This window comes from Yoonia sp. SWMV100, from assembly GCF_056108365.1.
In genome coordinates, this window is record NZ_JBWBAQ010000002.1 from 844,807 (window position 1) to 862,680 (window position 17,874).

The 17,874-nt window shown below is 56.7% G+C and carries 22 protein-coding genes; 10 read left to right on the top strand and 12 right to left on the bottom strand.

Features of this window, described 5'->3' with window-relative positions:
- Window positions 1-67: 67 nt before the first annotated feature.
- From ybgC to ruvC, 5 genes are read right to left on the bottom strand one after another with little or no spacing between them, the layout of a single operon-like run.
- Entirely contained in the window at window positions 68-454 is a 387-nt protein-coding gene (ybgC, locus tag ACXJGX_RS04280; protein ID WP_474778955.1) for a tol-pal system-associated acyl-CoA thioesterase, read from the bottom strand.
- Window positions 451-1,068 (bottom strand): hypothetical protein, encoded by a 618-nt coding sequence (locus ACXJGX_RS04285; protein ID WP_474779196.1) that lies wholly within the window; start codon window positions 1,066-1,068, stop codon window positions 451-453. Before ACXJGX_RS04285 ends, ybgC begins: the two co-directional genes overlap by 4 nt.
- Window positions 1,069-1,110: 42 nt before the next feature.
- The gene (gene ruvB, locus ACXJGX_RS04290; RefSeq protein WP_474778957.1) at window positions 1,111-2,130 is read right to left on the bottom strand and encodes a Holliday junction branch migration DNA helicase RuvB; all 1,020 of its coding nucleotides are present in this window, start codon (window positions 2,128-2,130) and stop codon (window positions 1,111-1,113) included.
- Between the two features lie 9 nt (window positions 2,131-2,139).
- Complete coding sequence (gene ruvA / locus ACXJGX_RS04295) at window positions 2,140-2,799, bottom strand: Holliday junction branch migration protein RuvA (RefSeq protein WP_474778959.1); 660 nt, start codon at window positions 2,797-2,799, stop codon at window positions 2,140-2,142.
- On the bottom strand, window positions 2,796-3,302 hold the full coding sequence (gene ruvC / locus ACXJGX_RS04300; RefSeq protein ID WP_474778961.1) for a crossover junction endodeoxyribonuclease RuvC: 507 nt from the start codon (window positions 3,300-3,302) through the stop codon (window positions 2,796-2,798). Before ruvC ends, ruvA begins: the two co-directional genes overlap by 4 nt.
- 311 nt (window positions 3,303-3,613) lie before the next feature.
- On the opposite strand from ruvC, the gene ACXJGX_RS04305 reads away from it, so the two are divergent.
- Window positions 3,614-3,823, top strand: a complete 210-nt coding sequence (locus ACXJGX_RS04305) for a DUF1127 domain-containing protein (RefSeq protein ID WP_474778963.1) — start codon at window positions 3,614-3,616, stop codon at window positions 3,821-3,823.
- A gap of 79 nt (window positions 3,824-3,902) precedes the next feature.
- On the opposite strand, the gene ACXJGX_RS04310 is transcribed toward ACXJGX_RS04305, so the two are convergent.
- From ACXJGX_RS04310 to ACXJGX_RS04325, 4 genes are all read right to left on the bottom strand, one after another.
- Window positions 3,903-4,247, bottom strand: coding sequence for a hypothetical protein (locus ACXJGX_RS04310; protein WP_474778965.1), 345 nt, complete (start codon window positions 4,245-4,247; stop codon window positions 3,903-3,905).
- A 102-nt stretch (window positions 4,248-4,349) separates the two neighbouring features.
- Window positions 4,350-5,228 carry a 50S ribosomal protein L11 methyltransferase gene (locus ACXJGX_RS04315; RefSeq protein ID WP_474778967.1) on the bottom strand — a complete coding sequence of 293 codons (879 nt, stop codon included), beginning with the start codon at window positions 5,226-5,228 and terminating at the stop codon, window positions 4,350-4,352.
- A gap of 64 nt (window positions 5,229-5,292) precedes the next feature.
- A complete protein-coding gene (msrA, locus tag ACXJGX_RS04320; protein ID WP_474778969.1) occupies window positions 5,293-5,943 on the bottom strand; it encodes a peptide-methionine (S)-S-oxide reductase MsrA in 651 nt (216 codons plus the stop codon).
- Window positions 5,944-5,994: 51 nt separating this feature from the next.
- Complete coding sequence (locus ACXJGX_RS04325) at window positions 5,995-7,224, bottom strand: MFS transporter (RefSeq protein WP_474778971.1); 1,230 nt, start codon at window positions 7,222-7,224, stop codon at window positions 5,995-5,997.
- A 183-nt stretch (window positions 7,225-7,407) separates the two neighbouring features.
- Between ACXJGX_RS04325 and ccoG the strand changes: the two genes are divergently transcribed.
- From ccoG to ccoS, 4 genes are read left to right on the top strand one after another with little or no spacing between them, the layout of a single operon-like run.
- Window positions 7,408-8,823, top strand: a complete 1,416-nt coding sequence (ccoG, locus tag ACXJGX_RS04330; protein ID WP_474778973.1) for a cytochrome c oxidase accessory protein CcoG — start codon at window positions 7,408-7,410, stop codon at window positions 8,821-8,823.
- The gene (locus tag ACXJGX_RS04335) at window positions 8,820-9,272 is read left to right on the top strand and encodes a FixH family protein (RefSeq protein WP_474778975.1); all 453 of its coding nucleotides are present in this window, start codon (window positions 8,820-8,822) and stop codon (window positions 9,270-9,272) included. Before ccoG ends, ACXJGX_RS04335 begins: the two co-directional genes overlap by 4 nt.
- On the top strand, window positions 9,269-11,416 hold the full coding sequence (locus tag ACXJGX_RS04340; protein ID WP_474778977.1) for a heavy metal translocating P-type ATPase: 2,148 nt from the start codon (window positions 9,269-9,271) through the stop codon (window positions 11,414-11,416). The genes ACXJGX_RS04335 and ACXJGX_RS04340 overlap by 4 nt, the downstream gene beginning before the upstream one ends.
- Window positions 11,413-11,568, top strand: a complete 156-nt coding sequence (gene ccoS, locus ACXJGX_RS04345) for a cbb3-type cytochrome oxidase assembly protein CcoS (protein ID WP_474778979.1) — start codon at window positions 11,413-11,415, stop codon at window positions 11,566-11,568. Before ACXJGX_RS04340 ends, ccoS begins: the two co-directional genes overlap by 4 nt.
- Here the strand turns inward: ccoS and ACXJGX_RS04350 are convergent.
- Window positions 11,565-11,774, bottom strand: coding sequence for a hypothetical protein (locus ACXJGX_RS04350; protein ID WP_474778981.1), 210 nt, complete (start codon window positions 11,772-11,774; stop codon window positions 11,565-11,567). The genes ccoS and ACXJGX_RS04350 overlap by 4 nt on opposite strands.
- Window positions 11,775-11,996: 222 nt before the next feature.
- Here ACXJGX_RS04350 and ACXJGX_RS04355 point away from each other — a divergent pair, with 222 nt between their 5' ends.
- From ACXJGX_RS04355 to ACXJGX_RS04375, 5 genes are all read left to right on the top strand, one after another.
- Complete coding sequence (locus ACXJGX_RS04355; protein WP_474778983.1) at window positions 11,997-12,281, top strand: co-chaperone GroES; 285 nt, start codon at window positions 11,997-11,999, stop codon at window positions 12,279-12,281.
- Window positions 12,282-12,352: 71 nt separating this feature from the next.
- Window positions 12,353-13,999 (top strand): chaperonin GroEL, encoded by a 1,647-nt coding sequence (groL, locus tag ACXJGX_RS04360; protein WP_474778985.1) that lies wholly within the window; start codon window positions 12,353-12,355, stop codon window positions 13,997-13,999.
- 152 nt (window positions 14,000-14,151) lie between these two features.
- Window positions 14,152-14,643 carry a GNAT family N-acetyltransferase gene (locus ACXJGX_RS04365; RefSeq protein ID WP_474778987.1) on the top strand — a complete coding sequence of 164 codons (492 nt, stop codon included), beginning with the start codon at window positions 14,152-14,154 and terminating at the stop codon, window positions 14,641-14,643.
- A 3-nt stretch (window positions 14,644-14,646) separates the two neighbouring features.
- Window positions 14,647-15,477, top strand: a complete 831-nt coding sequence (locus tag ACXJGX_RS04370) for a DMT family transporter (RefSeq protein WP_474778989.1) — start codon at window positions 14,647-14,649, stop codon at window positions 15,475-15,477.
- Between the two features lie 47 nt (window positions 15,478-15,524).
- Window positions 15,525-16,250, top strand: coding sequence for an alpha/beta fold hydrolase (locus ACXJGX_RS04375; protein ID WP_474778991.1), 726 nt, complete (start codon window positions 15,525-15,527; stop codon window positions 16,248-16,250).
- 39 nt (window positions 16,251-16,289) lie between these two features.
- Here the strand turns inward: ACXJGX_RS04375 and ACXJGX_RS04380 are convergent, their stop codons facing one another.
- Both ACXJGX_RS04380 and purE read right to left on the bottom strand, forming a co-directional pair.
- The gene (locus ACXJGX_RS04380; protein ID WP_474778993.1) at window positions 16,290-17,357 is read right to left on the bottom strand and encodes a 5-(carboxyamino)imidazole ribonucleotide synthase; all 1,068 of its coding nucleotides are present in this window, start codon (window positions 17,355-17,357) and stop codon (window positions 16,290-16,292) included.
- Window positions 17,350-17,838 carry a 5-(carboxyamino)imidazole ribonucleotide mutase gene (purE, locus tag ACXJGX_RS04385; RefSeq protein WP_474778995.1) on the bottom strand — a complete coding sequence of 163 codons (489 nt, stop codon included), beginning with the start codon at window positions 17,836-17,838 and terminating at the stop codon, window positions 17,350-17,352. The genes ACXJGX_RS04380 and purE overlap by 8 nt, the downstream gene beginning before the upstream one ends.
- Window positions 17,839-17,874: the final 36 nt, after the last annotated feature.

Consider the following 17,874-nt stretch of genomic DNA (forward strand, 5'->3'; position numbering starts at 1 on the left):
AGACCATAACGCAGTATAAAAATGAAATCCAATCAATCCGGTCTAAAACGGCGTGATCGGCGCTATTTTAATGATCAAAACGGCGGATCGCCGCTGGAAGCCTTGTAACTGCGCCCTCTGTGGTCATACAAATGATCGTGACCAGCGCCGTAAAAAGCAGCGTATCACCCCTTTTCACGTCTTGGCGGACAACCAATCGCACGCCTGACCCCTGCTCCATCGCTGTCTCAACGACCAATGTGTCATCGAATTTGGCCGGGTGCAGGTAATCCGCCTCGACCCGCCGCACCGCAAAAACCAGACCGCCAGCTTTCATCGCGACCTGATCAATCCCCATCTCGCGCACCCATTCGCTGCGGGCGCGTTCAATGAATTTCAAATAGTTCGCATAATAGACAATACCGGCAAGATCGGTGTCTTCATAGTAAACGCGCAATGGGAACACATGTGTCATGTCGCGCGCGACACCCTTGCCGCGATGCGCAACGCATGGCTCGCATCTTGTGCGGCAACAGGCATCACGCGATCGTAAGCCGCGCGAATAACGTCGCCTATTTCGGGGCGCAGCGCAACTTTGCCGTCGACCATCGCAAGCGCAGGTGCGTCGGAAAACGCCGTGTCAGACCATAGTAAAATCACCTGAACAGCTTGGGACAATGCCAAAGTATCGGCAGGGGCCTGCGCCATCTGATCATCCAAACGAATAAAAACAAATGCCGCCTGTATCGCGCCCGCGCCGTCAAACCGGAACAACCGGTATTGATTGGCCTTGGCCGCCTGCAAGCGCGTCACAAGCCCCTCCAACTCTGGCAACATTTTATCAAGGTGCGTCACATCCAATAATTCGGCCCAGTCCTGACAGAAAAAGAACATGAGGTTCGCACCTAATTCCATATCCGCCTCGTCCATTTTATGACCGGCAAGCGTGACCACAGCCTCTATCGCGCCTTTGAACACCGCCAAAGTCGCGTCATCGACGCCAAAAACCACAGGGACAATCGGACGGCCCCAACGGGCAAACGCATATTCCCCGTCCGACCGTGTAAACAAAGGTGCGACATCATACATCATCTTGCCCAAAATACTCCCCCGCCGGAGGCGTCCTACGTTTCATCCAAACAAATCCGTCGGCGATTTGGGCGGTGTCAGACCTAAATGCGCCCACGCCGCCTGCGCCAACATCCGGCCTCGCGGTGTCCGCTGAATCAGCCCCTTTTGCAACAAATATGGTTCGATAACATCTTCCAGACTGTCACGGCTTTCGGACAGTGCTGCGGACATCGTTTCAACGCCCACCGGCCCGCCGCCATAGCTTTCACCGATCAGGCGCAAATACCGCCGATCAGCGTTATCAAGCCCCAGATGATCGACACCCAACCGCGTCAGCGCACGATCTGCGATCTCTTGGGTGACCGTGCCATCGCCTTCGACAATCGCGAAATCCACGACACGGCGCAGCAGACGGCCCGCGATCCGCGGTGTACCGCGGGCACGTCGCGCAATTTCACGCGCGCCGCCATCTGACGCAGGCGCACCCATCAGCCGCGCGCCGCGGGTCACAATCAGGTGCAGTTCGTCTTCGGTATAAAACTCGAGCCGGGTCGGGATTCCGAAACGATCGCGCAACGGGGTGGTCAGTAAACCCATCCGCGTCGTCGCCCCAACCAGCGTAAAAGGCTGTAATTCAATCCGCACAGTCCGCGCGGCGGGTCCTTCACCGATGATCAGATCAAGTTCAAAATCCTCAAGTGCGGGATAAAGCACCTCTTCGACCGCAGGGTTCAAACGGTGAATTTCGTCAATGAACAAGACATCGCGCGCCTCAAGGTTGGTCAGGATCGCGGCCAGATCCCCGGCCTTTGCCAGCACCGGACCGGACGTCATCCGAAAATTGACCCCCAGTTCACGCGCCATAATCTGCGCCAACGTCGTTTTGCCCAACCCGGGCGGCCCGTGAAACAGCGCGTGATCCATTGCCTCACCACGCCTGCGGGCACTTTCGATAAAGACCTTTAGGTTTGCACGGGCATCCGCCTGCCCGATGAAATCATCCAACGTCTGCGGACGCAGCGCACGGTCCGCATCTTCGGGTTGCGGCGCAGGCCGCAAGGTTGGGTCAGGCTCTATCATCCCCTATCCCTACCTCTTCGGGGCCAGCAGCTTCAAGGCTGCGCGGATTAATGTGCTTGTGTCGGCGTCCGGGTTGTCGCCCATCGCCTCGACCACCGCACTTGCGGCTTCGCCGGGGGCATAACCAAGATTACCCAATGCGGACAGCGCTTCGGCCTGTGCCGGATTTGCCTTTGGCGTCGGGGTTCGCTTGATGGGCGCGCTGGTTTCAACCTCGATCACCGTGTCGCCCATCGCGTCTGCCACACTGCCGCCCATCGCCATTACACCCGGCGCCTTGTCTTTCAGATCCAGAATAACCTTTTGCGCGGTCTTGGGACCCACCCCCTTTGCCTTGGCAACAGCGTGCCAGTCGCCCAACGCAATCGCGCGGCTGACACCATCGGCCCCAAGCGTTCCCAAAATCGCCAGCGACGCCTTCGCACCGATGCCTTGCACCGACATCAGCAGGCGATGCCACTCTTTTTCGACCAGCGTGTTAAAGCCGAACAATTGCAAGTTGTCTTCGCGCACCAACAGATCGGTATAAAGCGCGACCGCCTCACCATTGGGCGGCAGGCTCGCCATCACACGGTCGGACACATAGACGATATAGCCAACGCCACGCACATCAATCAGCACGTGGTCAGCGGCGCGATAATCCACGCGGCCTGCGATCTTGCCGATCATGCTGTTGCCCTCGCGACGGCCTTTGCCAACATCCCCGCAGATTGCACGTGGTGGGCGTGACAAATGGCGATCGCCAAAGCGTCCGCCGCATCCGGTCCAGCCAGTTTTACGCCGGGCAACTGCAGCTTTACCATATGCTCTACCTGATGTTTTTCCGCATGGCCAACACCCACGACAGCCTTTTTGACAGCATTAGGGGCATATTCGCCAATCTCAAGACCAAATTGCGCCGGAACCAGCATCGCGATGCCGCGCGCCTGCCCCAGTTTCAATGTGCCAACCCCGTCTTTATTCACAAAGGTCTGCTCGACGGCCGCTGTTTCCGGCTGATGCAAATGGAACACATCCGTCAGCTGTTCATGCAATGATAACAGCCGCGCACCAAGATCGGTGCCAACCGAATGACATATCCCATTTGCGACGTGCACAATGCGCGAACCGGCAACATCAATCACGCCCCATCCCATATTGCGCAGGCCCGGATCGATCCCCAAAACTCGCATTGCTCGCCCCATTCTTATTATTTTCATAAAATAGGTAGCACAAAACGCGAACACACGCCAAGTCCCTTTCCAAGGCGCAGGCCAAGCGCCGCATCAAAGTTCATCGGTATCACGACAAAACACACATAGAATCAGGCCGCTAGCAAGTCGTTAAAAACAAGGGAAAACGGGACACGTCTGATTAATTCTTAGGCATTCTGAAAACTCATACGAGCTATGCAAAAAAGACACTAGCTTGCGCGCCGAAAGCCCCCTAGATGCCCATCATCGAATTCACGCTGTGTCATCACAGCAACCAAAGGAACTTGGCAATGGCCACAACGAACTCTCACACGGCGACGTCCAGCATCCTTGCTGGTCGTGTCGCTTCTTTCTGTCACGACGCAATGAACAGCATTGCACGCTGGAATGACGCACGTATCACACGCAAATCGCTTTCGCGTTTGTCTGCCCGCGAACTAGACGATATCGGCCTAACATTCGGCGATATTGACGCCGTTGCAACACGCAAACTTTTCTAAGACTTCCCACCACTCACAATCAAAAAGGCCGCACCTGTCCGGGTGCGGCCTTTTTTGTACCTTGGCGGGAATACCCAAGTTACGGAAGAATTTTACTTAGCATTTCAGCAATGTAGATCGTGGCGATATCGGGCTGCATGACCCAAGCACCGGCTTGCTCCATGACGCTGCCATTTTCCAATGACGCGACGCGATCAGCATAAGTTCCTTGACCAAGGCTGGCGAACACAAATCCTTTGAACAGAAACCCGGTAAACAAGAGCACAGCAAGCCCCTTGAGCGGGAAGCGCGGCTTGTAAACCCGCGGACGCGCGACGATCAAACCGTCCGCTGTCACAACCTTGACATAGCCTTGAGCCATACGATCATGGTTGCGTACAATACGCTTCAGTCTTTTATCAAATGGGACCTTGGCTTGTGCCATGCTATCCTCCAGAAATAATTTACTCAGTTAAATACTGAGATCGATCATGCAATCTATGAAACCTGAAACAATAAGTTTCGCAAGCTGGGTAAGAATAAACCTTTAAAGTGGTGATTTCTTGCTCATTGTTAGCGTGGTCCAGTCAACAATGCTACTTTTTTCAACAACATTGAACCCGTTTTGTTGATAAATAGAAATCACCTCATCAGCTTGTTCGTTCAAAATCCCTGACAGAATCACATAACCACCCAAGGCAACATTGCGCCCCATGTCAGGCGCCAAACCTATCAATGGTCCTTTTAAAATATTAGCAAATACAAGGTCATAGGGGGCTGAAGCCGCCAGGTCAGGCGCATCGAATCCGGCTGCGACCACACAGTTCACACGACCTGCAAGACCGTTGGCCAAAACATTGGCCGCTGCGACATCAACCGCAACCGGATCAATATCACTGGCAACAATCGTTGCAGTAAGCACCTTTGCGGCGGCCATTGCCAGCACCGCAGTGCCGCATCCGACGTCAGCGATTCGCTCTCCTGCGAACCCGTTAGCGAGCAAATTATCAAAAGCACGCAAACACCCCAAAGTGGTCCCATGATGCCCGGTACCAAAAGCCATTGCCGCATCAATCAGCAGCGGTATCTTGCCCGCTGGAACTTTGTCAGCGTCATGCGACCCGTAAACGAAAAATTGCCCCGCCTCGACCGGGGCCAATTCGCGCTGTACTTTTGACACCCAATCCTGATCAGGCACTTCGGAAATGGTGAATGGCCTTGCACCATGCAATGCTGACATCACAGCCAACACGCCTGCATCTGGGGTTTCCACGAAGTAGACCCCGACTTCCCACAAGCCCGAGCCGTCTTCGATCTCGAACACGCCAATGCCGGTGGGTTCTGGCGTGATATCCTCTAGCGCCTCAGCCAGCTTATAAGCCGGATCTTCGCCTGCAATTGTCGTCAAAGCCGTAAAAGTAGTCATCGCTATCGCCTTATGTCGGTTGCACGTGGGTTAGGCGCAGACCCGATCCCCGTCAAGCAATGGCTCATGCACCCACACCGATCGGGCAGGTGACGCCCGTGCCGCCAATCCCGCAGTATCCGTTGGGATTTTTCGCCAGATACTGCTGATGGTAATCTTCAGCGAAATAAAAGGTGGGCGCGTCCAGAATTTCGGTGGTGATGTCCCCATAACCCGCCTGCGAAAGCCGTGGCGCGAAAGCCGATTTTGATGCCTCGGCAGCCCCTCTTTGAGCAGGCGATGCGACATAGATGCCGGACCGATACTGCGTGCCGGCGTCGTTGCCTTGACGCATTCCTTGGGTCGGGTCGTGGTTTTCCCAGAACACTTGCAGCAATGTATCATAGGAAATCACGGCAGGGTCATAGACCACGCGCACTACCTCATTATGCCCTGTCTTGCCGGTGCAGACTTCTTCATAGGTCGGGTTCGGGGTATAGCCCCCCGCGTAACCGACCATCGTTGATCGAACGCCATCCAGCGTCCAGAACATCCGCTCTACACCCCAGAAACATCCCATGCCAAACATCGCGATCTCAAGTTCAGCAGGTACATCCGCCATCAGTGGTTCGCCGTAAATATAGTGATCTTCGGTCCGGGGCATTGCCTGCGCACGGCCCGGCAACGCGGCATCCTTGGACACCATTTCAGATTTGGCACGGTTGACGAAAAACATCTGTATGTCTCCTTGGGTTCATCATGGATATAGACCGCACGACCGAAAAATCTACTCTGCCGGGGCTAACAATGCGTGCTGAAACACGGTCTCGTGACCGGGGCCTGGATGGCGGGGGATCAAAAGCGCCAGACCAAATGATGTGGCGGCCATTCCAGCAGCGACGATAAATACCGCCGATGGGGAATACAGCCATAGATACCCCAGTCCGGCGGGCAAAAATACGGCCGCAATATGGTTGATGGTAAACGCGACAGCAGCCGTCGGTGCGATATCACCCGGATCGGCGATCTTTTGAAAATAGGTCTTCAGCGCCAGCGCCAGCGCAAATAGCATATGGTCGACAACATATAATACCGATGCGATCAGCACACCCCAACCAAAGAAATACAGCCCGCCGTACGCTAGGAAAACACAGATCAGGCCAAAATATTCGAACAGCAACGCCCGGCGTTCGCCGAACCTGAACACAATGCGGCCCATCAGTGGCGCAACGATAATATTCGCCACCAGATTGATTGTATAAAGTGCGGTGATTTCATGCACTTTGAACCCGAATTTTTCGACCATCATAAAGCCCGCAAAAACCACAAAGATCTGCCGCCGCGCGCCCGCCATGAATTGCATCGCATAATAAAGCCAATAGCGTTTTCGCAGGACAAAGGTTTTCAACTGCGGGTGCGGCGATTCAAACTGTGGATAGGCAAACAGGCAAAACAGCGCGACCACAGCGGTAAACCCGCCCGACGCCATGTAGACAAAATTGTAGCTTAGATCATAGGTGCGCCATGTCATCACAATCAGGATATAGGCGACCAGCGTCGCGCCCGATCCTGCCGCCATCAGCCAGCCAATGGTTTGTGGCGCGCGTTTTTTGTCGATCCATTGCAGTTGCAACGACTGGTTGACAGTTTCATAGTAGTGAAACCCAATCGATGACAGCATGGTGATCGTCAAAATACCGCCCATCGTCGGGAACTGTGCGGTCAGCGCGGTGGCGACGCCAAGCATGGTCAACGCGACCATGCCCAACACTTGTTCGCGCACGAACATGATGATCGCGATAACGCCAATCGCCAGAAACCCCGGAATTTCGCGCACGGTGTGCAACCAGCCAATATCGCTACCGTCAAAGTTGGCGACATCAATGACAAAGTTGTTCAGCAGCGCCGACCATGTCGCAAAGGCCACGGGCATCGCCATCGCCATCAAAAACAGCAGCCCCGCAGGGCGGCGCCAGAATGGCAGGTCAGTCATATCTTCAAGGCGTATAATTTTCATGCACAACCCCTTACGCGCAAACAATGATCTTGGCGAGAGAGCGCGTACGGCAGCCCTAAAATAGCCGCCCCTGTGACACCCCACCGCAGCAGACCGCGCCCGTTGTTGATCCACATCAAGGATATATCCGGCAAAGCCCATACAAGCGATCCTGCGAACAGACCTAAATCCGTTGGATACCCTATGTCATCTACCCCCGATCAGCCGCTTTATGCCGCGCGTGAACCCATATTTCCGCGCCGCGTCAAAGGATTTTACCGCAATCTGAAATGGTGGGTGATGGCGGTGACGCTGGGTATTTATTACCTCACACCTTGGATCAGATGGGACCGCGGCCCGAACCTGCCCGATCAGGCAGTGTTGATCGATATGGCGCACCGCCGGTTCTACTTTTTCTGGATCGAAATCTGGCCCCACGAATTCTATTTTGTCGCGGGCCTGTTGATCATGGCTGGCCTCGGCCTGTTTCTATTCACCTCCGCGCTTGGGCGCGTCTGGTGCGGCTATACCTGCCCCCAAACCGTCTGGACGGACCTGTTTATTCTGGTAGAGCGCTGGATCGAAGGCGACCGCAACGCCCGTGTCCGCCTGTGGAAATCCAAATGGGATCTGCGCAAATGGCGGCTACGGCTGACCAAGTGGGCCGTCTGGCTGGTCATCGCCATTGCGACCGGTGGTGCTTGGGTCTTTTATTTTGCAGATGCGCCCACGCTGGCCCGTGACCTGATCACCTTGCAGGCGCCGTCCATCGCTTGGGCGACCATCGCCGTTTTGACCGCAACCACCTTTGTCTTTGGCGGGTTCATGCGCGAACAGGTCTGCAACTACATGTGCCCATGGCCACGTATTCAGGCGGCAATGATGGACGCCGATACGCTGACGGTGGCTTACCGCGATTGGCGCGGGGAACCGCGCGGCAAAAAACACGATGCGACAACTGGCGACTGCATTGACTGCATGGCCTGCGTGAATGTCTGCCCCGCCGGGATCGACATTCGCGACGGTCAGCAAATGGAATGCATTACTTGCGCGCTATGTATCGATGCCTGTGACGATGTCATGGCCAGAATTGGCAAACCCCGCGGCTTGATCGACTATCTGGCGCTATCTGACCAAACCGCCGAGGCCGCGGGCAAAACCGCCAAACCGATCTGGCAACATATCTTGCGGATGCGCACGATCATTTACACGGCGCTTTGGGCGCTGATCGGGTTCGGCCTGGTCTTTGCGCTGTTCATCCGTGCCGACATCGAAATGACCGTATCGCCCGTGCGCAACCCGACCTTTGTCACGCTTTCGGACGGGACTGTGCGCAACATCTATGACATCCGCCTGTTGAACAAAAACGGGGACGACCGCGAATATCATCTGTCGCTTGTCGCCGACGACGTGCTGCGGATCGACCTTGAAGGGACCGACCAACGCAGCATTACCGTTCCGGCCAATGAAACATTCATGCAGCGGGTTTATGTTTCGGCGCGCCCGGGCGATCCCGCAGCCACAGCGGCACGTACCAACTTGCGGTTCTGGGTCGAAGATTTAACGTCCCATGAACGCGCCCACCAAGACAGCGTCTTTAATGGAAGGACATCACAATGACCCGCGAATTTACCGGATGGCATATGCTGGGGCTTATGGTGCTGGGTTTCGGCATCATTATCGGTGTGAACCTGACGCTTGCCTATAACGCAGTGAAAACCTTTCCCGGACTTGAGACACGCAATTCCTACGTTGCCAGTCAGACATTTGATGCCGACCGCGCCGCCCAAGACGCGCTGGGCTGGACGCTAAATCCACGTCTTACGCACACGCGTCTGACCCTTGCGATCACTGATGCCAGCGGTGCCGCCGTCGCCCCCAAGGTGATCAACGCCACACTTGGCCGTGCCACCAACGTCACCCAAGATATGACCCCTGCCTTTGAAATCGTCGACGGCGTGATGGTCGCCGACGTGAATGCAGGGGCAGGCTATTGGAACCTGCGCCTTGAACTTGAGGCGGCGGATGGCACCATCTTCAAACGTCGTCTGCAATTGACAGCACAATGACACACGCCGCCGTCTGCCCTGCTTGTGTCGGTCTGCCCGATGGAACGCTGGACAAGGCGGCATCCAACGGCAGCAGCCAGATCATATTGGCACTTCCGGCCATCCATTGCATTGCCTGCATTAACGGGGTTGAACACGCCCTGCGCAGGCTTGACGGTGTCGCGAATGCACGTGTGAACCTGTCGATGAAACGGGTCACCGTGGGGCTTAACCATCCGATCCCACCCGAAGATCTGATCGACACGCTCGAACTGGCGGGGTTCGAGGCGCGGGTGCTTGATACGTCCTTGCTTGGGACACAGACTGACAGCTATGGCAGCGGGCTTTTGACGCGGATCGCTATTTCCGGCTTTGCGATGATGAACGTCATGTTGTTGTCAGTCGCGGTTTGGTCAGGGGCGGTCGGTGCGACACAACATCTGTTCCACCTGATCAGCGCCAGCATCGCCCTGCCCGCCCTGGCCTATGCCGCACAACCATTTTTCCACAATGCATGGACGGCGCTGTCGGTGCGCAAGCTGAACATGGATGTGCCAATTTCACTGGCGATCATTCTGGCCGCGGGCATGTCCCTGTTCGAAACCTTCTTTGGCGGCGCGCAAGCCTATTTCGACGCGGCATTGTCGCTGACATTCTTTTTGCTGATCGGGCGTTACTTGGATCACCGCAGTCGCAAAGCGGCCGCATCTGCCGCGGCCCAGCTTTCCGCGCTTGAGGTGCCGCGCGTCATGCGGGTGCGCGGCGATGTCCGCGACATGGTGGACTTTGGGGATCTGGTTGTTGGCGATATGGTCCACATCCTGCCCGGTGGTCGCATCCCCGTGGACGGTGTGATCACTGCCGGTAACAGCCAGCTGGATCGGTCGCTGCTCACGGGCGAAAGCCGCGCCCATAACGCGACAACAGGGACTGTCGTGACTGCGGGAGAGGTCAACATGACCGGCCCGTTGACCATCCGCGCGACGACTGTCGGCGCGGATACGACGCTGCGCAAAATGGCTACGATGGTCGATCAGGCCGAAGCCGTGCGCAACCGCTACACCGCCATTGCAGACCGTGCCGCCGCCATCTACGCGCCAGCGGTGCATTTGCTGGCACTGGTGGCGTTTCTGGCGTGGCTGGCAATTTCGGGCGACCTACGCCTGTCGCTGAATATTGCCGTTGCCGTGTTGATCATCACTTGCCCCTGTGCGTTGGGCTTGGCTGTGCCAGCCGTATCTATCACCGCCGCCGGGCGGTTGTTTCGGGCCGGCCTTCTGGTCAAAGACGGCACTGCGCTAGAAAGATTGGCCGAAGTCGACACTGTTGTTTTCGACAAAACGGGGACGTTGACCATGCCAGCCGCAGCGCATGATGCTTTGGACCCACAAGCGCAGTCCATTGCGCTTGCGTTGACACAAAACGCCACCCATCCCGTATCGCAAGCCATCGCCGCGTCACTAAACGGGATCGCCCCGGCGCAAACCAGCGGTCAGCAAGAACACCCCGGCAAGGGCCTGAGCGCGATGTGGAACGGACGTCAGGTGCGGCTTGGGTCGGGGGCGTGGCTCGGGGTGAAAAGCGGGACATATTTGCAAATCGGCGACACCGCCCCGCAGAAAATCATAGTGCGGTCCACCCTGCGCGAAGGTGCAGCAGACCTGATTGGCGCATGGCAAAAGGCAGGACTGGCGGTGCATCTGGTGTCAGGGGATGACGCCAATGAAACCCAGCGGATCGCCGCTGCATTGGGGATCACCACATGGCGGGCCGGGGCAGATCCGACCGAAAAAATTCGCTATATCCAAGCACTCGCGAATGACGGTGCTAAGGTTTTGATGGTGGGTGACGGGCTCAATGATACCGGGGCGCTGGCTGCGGCCTATGCATCGGTATCACCAGCAACTGCGGCTGATGCGTCGCGTGCGGCATCGGATGTTGTCCTGTTGAACGACAGCTTGTTGCCCCTGATCGACCTGCCGCTTGTCGCACGCGCCGCCAAACGTCGGATCATCGAAAATTTCGCAATCTCCGCGCTGTATAACGCCGTCGCGATCCCGATCGCGCTGCTGGGCTTTGCGACCCCGCTGTTGGCGGCCATTGCGATGTCAGCTTCGTCGATTACAGTGCTTCTTAACGCGCTGCGGCTGAGAGGACGGGTATGAATATTCTTGTGATCTTGATCCCGGTCTCGCTCGTCCTTGGCGGGATCGGTTTGGCGGCGTTTCTGTGGAGCCTGCGCAGCAATCAATACGACGACCTTGACGGGGACGCGTGGCGGATCCTGTCAGAAGACGACGACGGGCCAAAGCCCTAAGCATCCTCGACGCCATCCGCGTCTTCGTCAATACGGCGCGCTGTTTGGGTGTCGTCGATCCCGATGCCCGCTGCAAAAAAACTTGTGGCGGCCAGTGTCGGCACCACCCAGACCATTTTGTCCGTCAGGTAAGCGGCCGTGTAAGACGGCCCGAAAACGATCGCTGCCTTTAGCGCGGCGAGCTTCCAATGTGTAATTTTTTCCATCCCGAGACCTCTTTTGGATCATGCCAAGTAACTACGGACAAAGCGCGCAACGGTCTGTGCCAACGGTCACAATGCAAGCGTGAAACCGATGCACCGAAAAATCGCAAAATCAGATTGACTGGATGGTTGACTCGGGGTGGTGCGATCCCTAACTAAGCATCGTTATCACTCCACAAGGTAGAGTGCTAACACCAGAGAAACACGAACTGGAGAAGTTCTGAAATGGCATTTACACCACTTCACGACCGCGTTGTCGTCCGCCGCATTGAAGGCGACGAAAAAACAATTGGCGGCCTGATCATTCCTGATAGCGCAAAAGAAAAACCTGCTGAAGGCGAAGTCGTAAGCATCGGTGCTGGCGCGCGCAAGGACAGCGGCGAATTGATCGCGATGTCCGTAAAAGCTGGCGACAAAGTGCTGTTTGGCAAATGGTCCGGCACTGAAGTCAAGATCGACGGCGAAGACCTGTTGATCATGAAAGAAAGCGACATCCTCGGGATTCTCTAATCCCTCGCGGGTGGTGGGTTGAAACCCACCCTACGCATGTCACGCAATGAATATTCAAGGAGCACATGAAAATGGCTGCTAAAGACGTAAAATTCGGCACAGACGCCCGGAACAAGATGCTTCGCGGCGTTAACATTCTGGCCGACGCTGTAAAAGTCACACTGGGTCCAAAAGGCCGCAACGTGGTTTTGGACAAATCCTTCGGCGCACCGCGCATCACCAAAGACGGTGTATCGGTTGCCAAAGAAATCGAACTGGAAGACAAGTTCGAAAACATGGGCGCACAGATGGTCAAGGAAGTTGCTTCCCGGACCAACGACGAAGCTGGTGACGGTACAACAACCGCAACAGTTCTGGCCCAAGCGATCGTGCGCGAAGGCATGAAATCAGTTGCTGCGGGCATGAACCCAATGGACCTGAAGCGCGGCATCGATCTGGCAACATCCAAAGTTGTTGAAGCGATCAAAGCGGCAGCACGCCCTGTCAACGACAGCGACGAAGTTGCGCAAGTTGGGACCATCTCGGCCAACGGCGAAGCTGAAATCGGTCGTCAAATTGCAGACGCCATGCAGCGCGTCGGCAACGAAGGCGTTATCACCGTTGAAGAAAACAAAGGTCTGGAAACAGAAACCGACGTTGTCGAAGGTATGCAGTTCGACCGCGGCTACCTGTCACCTTACTTTGTGACCAACGCTGAAAAAATGACTGTAGAGCTGGAAGACGCAATCATCCTGCTGCACGAAAAGAAACTTTCGTCGCTGCAGCCAATGGTTCCCCTGCTCGAATCTGTGATCCAGTCCGGCAAACCTTTGCTGATCATCTCTGAAGATGTTGAAGGCGAGGCACTGGCAACGCTGGTTGTGAACAAACTGCGCGGCGGCCTGAAAATTGCTGCTGTTAAGGCACCTGGTTTCGGTGACCGTCGCAAAGCCATGCTGCAGGACATCGCGATCCTGACAGGCGGCCAAGTGATTTCCGAAGATCTGGGCATGAAGCTTGAAAACGTGACCATCGACATGCTGGGTTCTGCCAAGCGCATTTCGATCACCAAAGACGAAACAACAATCGTTGACGGTGCTGGTGAAAAAGCTGAAATCGAAGCACGCGTCGCACAGATCCGTGGTCAGATTGAAGAAACAACATCCGATTACGACCGTGAAAAACTGCAAGAACGCGTTGCCAAACTGGCTGGCGGTGTTGCTGTTATCCGCGTTGGCGGCATGTCCGAAGTTGAAGTTAAAGAGCGTAAAGACCGCGTTGACGATGCATTGAACGCGACACGTGCCGCTGTTCAAGAAGGTATCGTTGTTGGTGGTGGTGTTGCTCTTATTCAGGCTGGTAAAACACTTGAAGGCCTGAAGGGTGCAAACTCTGACCAAGACGTTGGTATTTCGATCGTGCGTAAAGCACTCGAAGCACCTCTGCGTCAGATCGCTGAAAACTCGGGCGTTGATGGTTCGGTCGTTGCGGGCAAAATCCGCGAAAGCACCGACAAGACCTTCGGCTTTAACGCGCAGACCGAAGAATATGGCGACATGTTCAAGTTCGGCGTTATCGACCCAGCCAAAGTTGTCCGCACAGCCCTGCAAGATGCAGCATCTGTTGCTGGCCTGCTGATCACCACCGAAGCCATGGTTGCTGACAAGCCAGCCAAAGAAGGCGCCGGCGGCGGCATGCCCGATATGGGCGGCATGGGCGGCATGGGCGGCATGATGTAAATTCAAATCCAATAGGATTTGAATTGGCAGTGCCAATTTTGAAAGGGCGGTTCGTTTGGGCCGCCCTTTTTCATTGCCAGACCCGGTTCCGAAACGCGCGGAACTGCCTTGCCGCGCTGGACGGCCGTCCGGTCCCCCGCTAGGGTCGTCTGATGATCGATTTTCAATCCCCCGAATTTGCCCGCGACATGAGGCACGGCGAAGAACCCGCGGTTGATGCGTTGCTGGCCGACGTCTTTCAGGGCACCGCCGAATCCCGTGTGGTCGCCGCACTGCGCAAAAACAGGGCCATCGCCGGGGAAACTGTGCTGCCAATGGGCGAGCGGATTATCGGATATTATGCGCTAAGCTATATGGTGGCCCCAAAGGGATGGCTGTGTCTTGCCCCCGTCGCCATCGCCCCGGCATTTCAGCGCAGGGGCTATGGGAAACGGATGCTGGGCGTTCTAACGGAATGGGCGCGCCTGACGAAAACGCCGATCGTCGTGGTAGGTGACCGGACCTTTTACCAGCGGGTCGGGTTTTCCAGCGCGGCGGCACAAGACCTGCAATCCCCCTACCCCATCGCGCAGACATTGCTTGCTGGGGTAAGCGGTACGCCTGTCGCATCGCTGACGTACCCCAAAGCCTTTGAAAGCCTGTAATCCATGCGCCTTTTGTGGCTGGTTGCCCTGACAATGACGGCCTTTGCGGCCAATTCGATTTTGAACCGTGTTGGGGTGGCGCAGTTCGGGCTGCACCCGCTTGGCTTCGCGGCCATTCGGGTGGCTGCTGGCGCTGCCATGCTGTGGGTGCTGGTCGCCGCGCGCGCGCAACCCGCGCCGGCCATCTGGACGCCCAAACGTCTGACGGGGGCCGTCGCGCTGGCCACCTATATGGTTGGATTTTCGCTCGCCTATCTTAGTTTGGGCGCCGGATTGGGCGCACTTATTCTGTTTGGAGCGCTGCAAATTATTATCTTTGGATGGGCCACGATTGAAAGGCAGACAATTGCACCCCAACGCTGGATCGGCGCGGGCATCGCGCTGACCGGATTATGCATCCTGCTTTGGCCAACCGGGATCAGCGCGCCACCGTTTACCAGTGTCGTTGCAATGATCGCAGCCGCTGCCGGTTGGGCGGCCTATACCCTGCTTGGCCGGGCAGAGGTCGACCCGCTGGGCGCGACCGCCAGCAACTTTTTACTTTGTGTGCCTTTGACGTCGCTGGGGTTTTTCGCAGGCGGTCCTATGCCCCCGCTGGGGGTCGCAACGGCCATGGTCGCGGGCGCGATCACGTCGGGTTTAGGGTATGCGCTGTGGTACCGCGTGCTGCCTGCGCTGCCGACGACCATTGCGGGCATTGCGCAACTTAGCGTGCCGGTCATCGCGGTGACGGGCGGTGTCGCGTTTTTGGGCGAAACCCTGACACCCAAATTGATCAGCGCAGGCACAATTGTGCTGATCGGGATTGCCGTGTCACTGATCGCGCGGAAATGATCGGCTTTCCCCTTCCCTGATCCGTGAACAGTGCTAACACTACGGCTATGAAAACCATACTCACATCCTTCGCGCTCTGCGCTGTCGCAACCACTGTCAGCGCACAGGACTGCGTTGTGCTTCTGCACGGGTTGGCACGCACAGAAACCTCGATGGCCGCCTTGCAGATCGTGCTGGAAGACGCAGGATACAAGGTTGTTAACCGCGGCTATCCGTCGACCGAGGCCAAGATCGAAACGCTGGTGAATGACTACGTGACGCAAGATGTCGCCGCCTGCGGCGATACCCGTATCAACTTTGTCACCCATTCCATGGGGGGCATTCTGGTACGGCTGTGGCTGACGGAGAACCGACCAGCCGACATGGGGCGTGTGGTGATGATGGGGCCACCCAACTCCGGGTCAGAGCTTGTCGATATCTTTGGTGATTTCGAGCCGTTTCAATGGGTGAACGGCCCCGCCGGCCTACAGTTAGGCACTGAACCAAGCAGCCTGCCGAATACGCTGGACTACCTCCCTTACGAGATCGGGATTATTTCCGGCGACCGCACACTTAACCCTGTGTACTCGACCCTGATCGAAGGGCCGGATGACGGCAAAGTTTCGGTTGATTCAACCCGGCTGGATGGCATGGCGGACCAGATCATCCTGCCCGTCACCCATACCTTTATGATGAACAACCCACTGGTGATGGAAGAGGTGATCGCCTTTCTTGCCACTGGCCAATTCAACCACGACCTTAGCCTGACCGACGTGATTTTAGGGACCGACTAACCCCGCCTATGGCGGCGATAGCCAGTCGCGAACAAGCAATTAGGCTTTGATGATCCGATTGACGTGGCCCATTTTGCGGCCAGGTTTCGCATCGGACTTTCCGTACAGATGGATTGCGGCGTCAGTCAGAGACAGGGCCGGAATACGGTTCATATCGTCGCCGATCAGGTTTTCCATCACCACGTCGGAATGGCGCGCGCCATTGCCCAGCGGCCAACCGGCAACCGCGCGGATATGCTGTTCAAATTGACAAATCGTGCAGCCATTTTGGGTCCAATGGCCAGAATTATGCACCCGTGGCGCGATTTCGTTCACGATCAGGCCCTGCGGTGTCACGAACAGTTCCACCCCCATCACGCCGACATAGTCCAGCGCGTTCAGAATATTCGCCGCAATCAACACCGCATCCGTGCGCTGGCTGGACGTCAGTTTTGCAGGTACAGTCGTTGTACGCAAAATCCCCGCTTCGTGTAGGTTTTCGCCGGGATCATAACAGGCCACAGACCCATCCTGCCCGCGTGCGCCAATCACCGACACCTCGTGGCTGAAATTGATGAACCCCTCAAGAATCGCAGGCGCACCCGCCATATCGGCCAGCGCCTGACCCGCGTCAGCCGCGGCCATGATCCGGGCCTGGCCCTTGCCGTCGTACCCCATGCGGCGCGTTTTCAGGATCGCCGGCGCACCAATCTGGGCCAAAGCTGCGGCCAAATCATCAGCATTGGCCACATCAGCAAAGGGTGCGGTTTTCAGACCGATACTTTGCAGGAACGTCTTTTCTGTCAGACGATCCTGACTGGTGGCCAACGCCCGTCGCCCCGGATGGATCGGGGTCAGCGTTTCTAGTAGATCAAGCGCTGACGTGGGGATATTTTCAAATTCATAGGTGATCACGTCAACCGATTGTGCAAAAGCGGTCAGGGCGGCGTGATCATCATAATTTGCGGTGGTCACACGGTGGGCGACATCGCCCGCCGGGGCGTTTGCGCCGGGTTCGAAAATATGGGTCTTAAGCCCAAGGCGGCTTGCCGCAACAGACAGCATGCGGCCCAATTGACCGCCGCCCAAAATTCCAATCGTGGCCCCAACAGGCAGCGGTTTAATCATCGCAAGGTTCATCCGGTATTGAATTGGAAAGGGCCGTGCGCCACGCATCAAGGCGGGCCGCCAAAGCAGGGTCGTGTAGCGCAAGGATACCTGCGGCCATCAGCCCGCCGTTGCGTGCCCCCGCGGCGCCAATCGCCATGGTCGCCACAGGAAACCCGCGCGGCATTTGCAGGATGGAATAAAGACTATCAACACCCGAAAGCGCATTGGTCTGCACCGGCACACCCACCACGGGCACGCGGGTTTTGGACGCCATCATGCCCGGCAAATGCGCAGCGCCGCCTGCACCCGCGATAATCACCTGCAACCCGCGATCAACAGCCGTTTTGCCATAATCCCACAGCCGATCCGGCGTGCGGTGGGCCGAAACGATCTTGGTTTCATAGGCAACGCCCAGTTCATCCAGAACCTCTGCGGCTTCGCGCATGGTAGGCCAGTCAGACTGACTGCCCATAATGATGCCAACCAATGGATGCGTCATGCTTCTTGTGTCCCCGTCTACAAAAGGAAGCGGCAC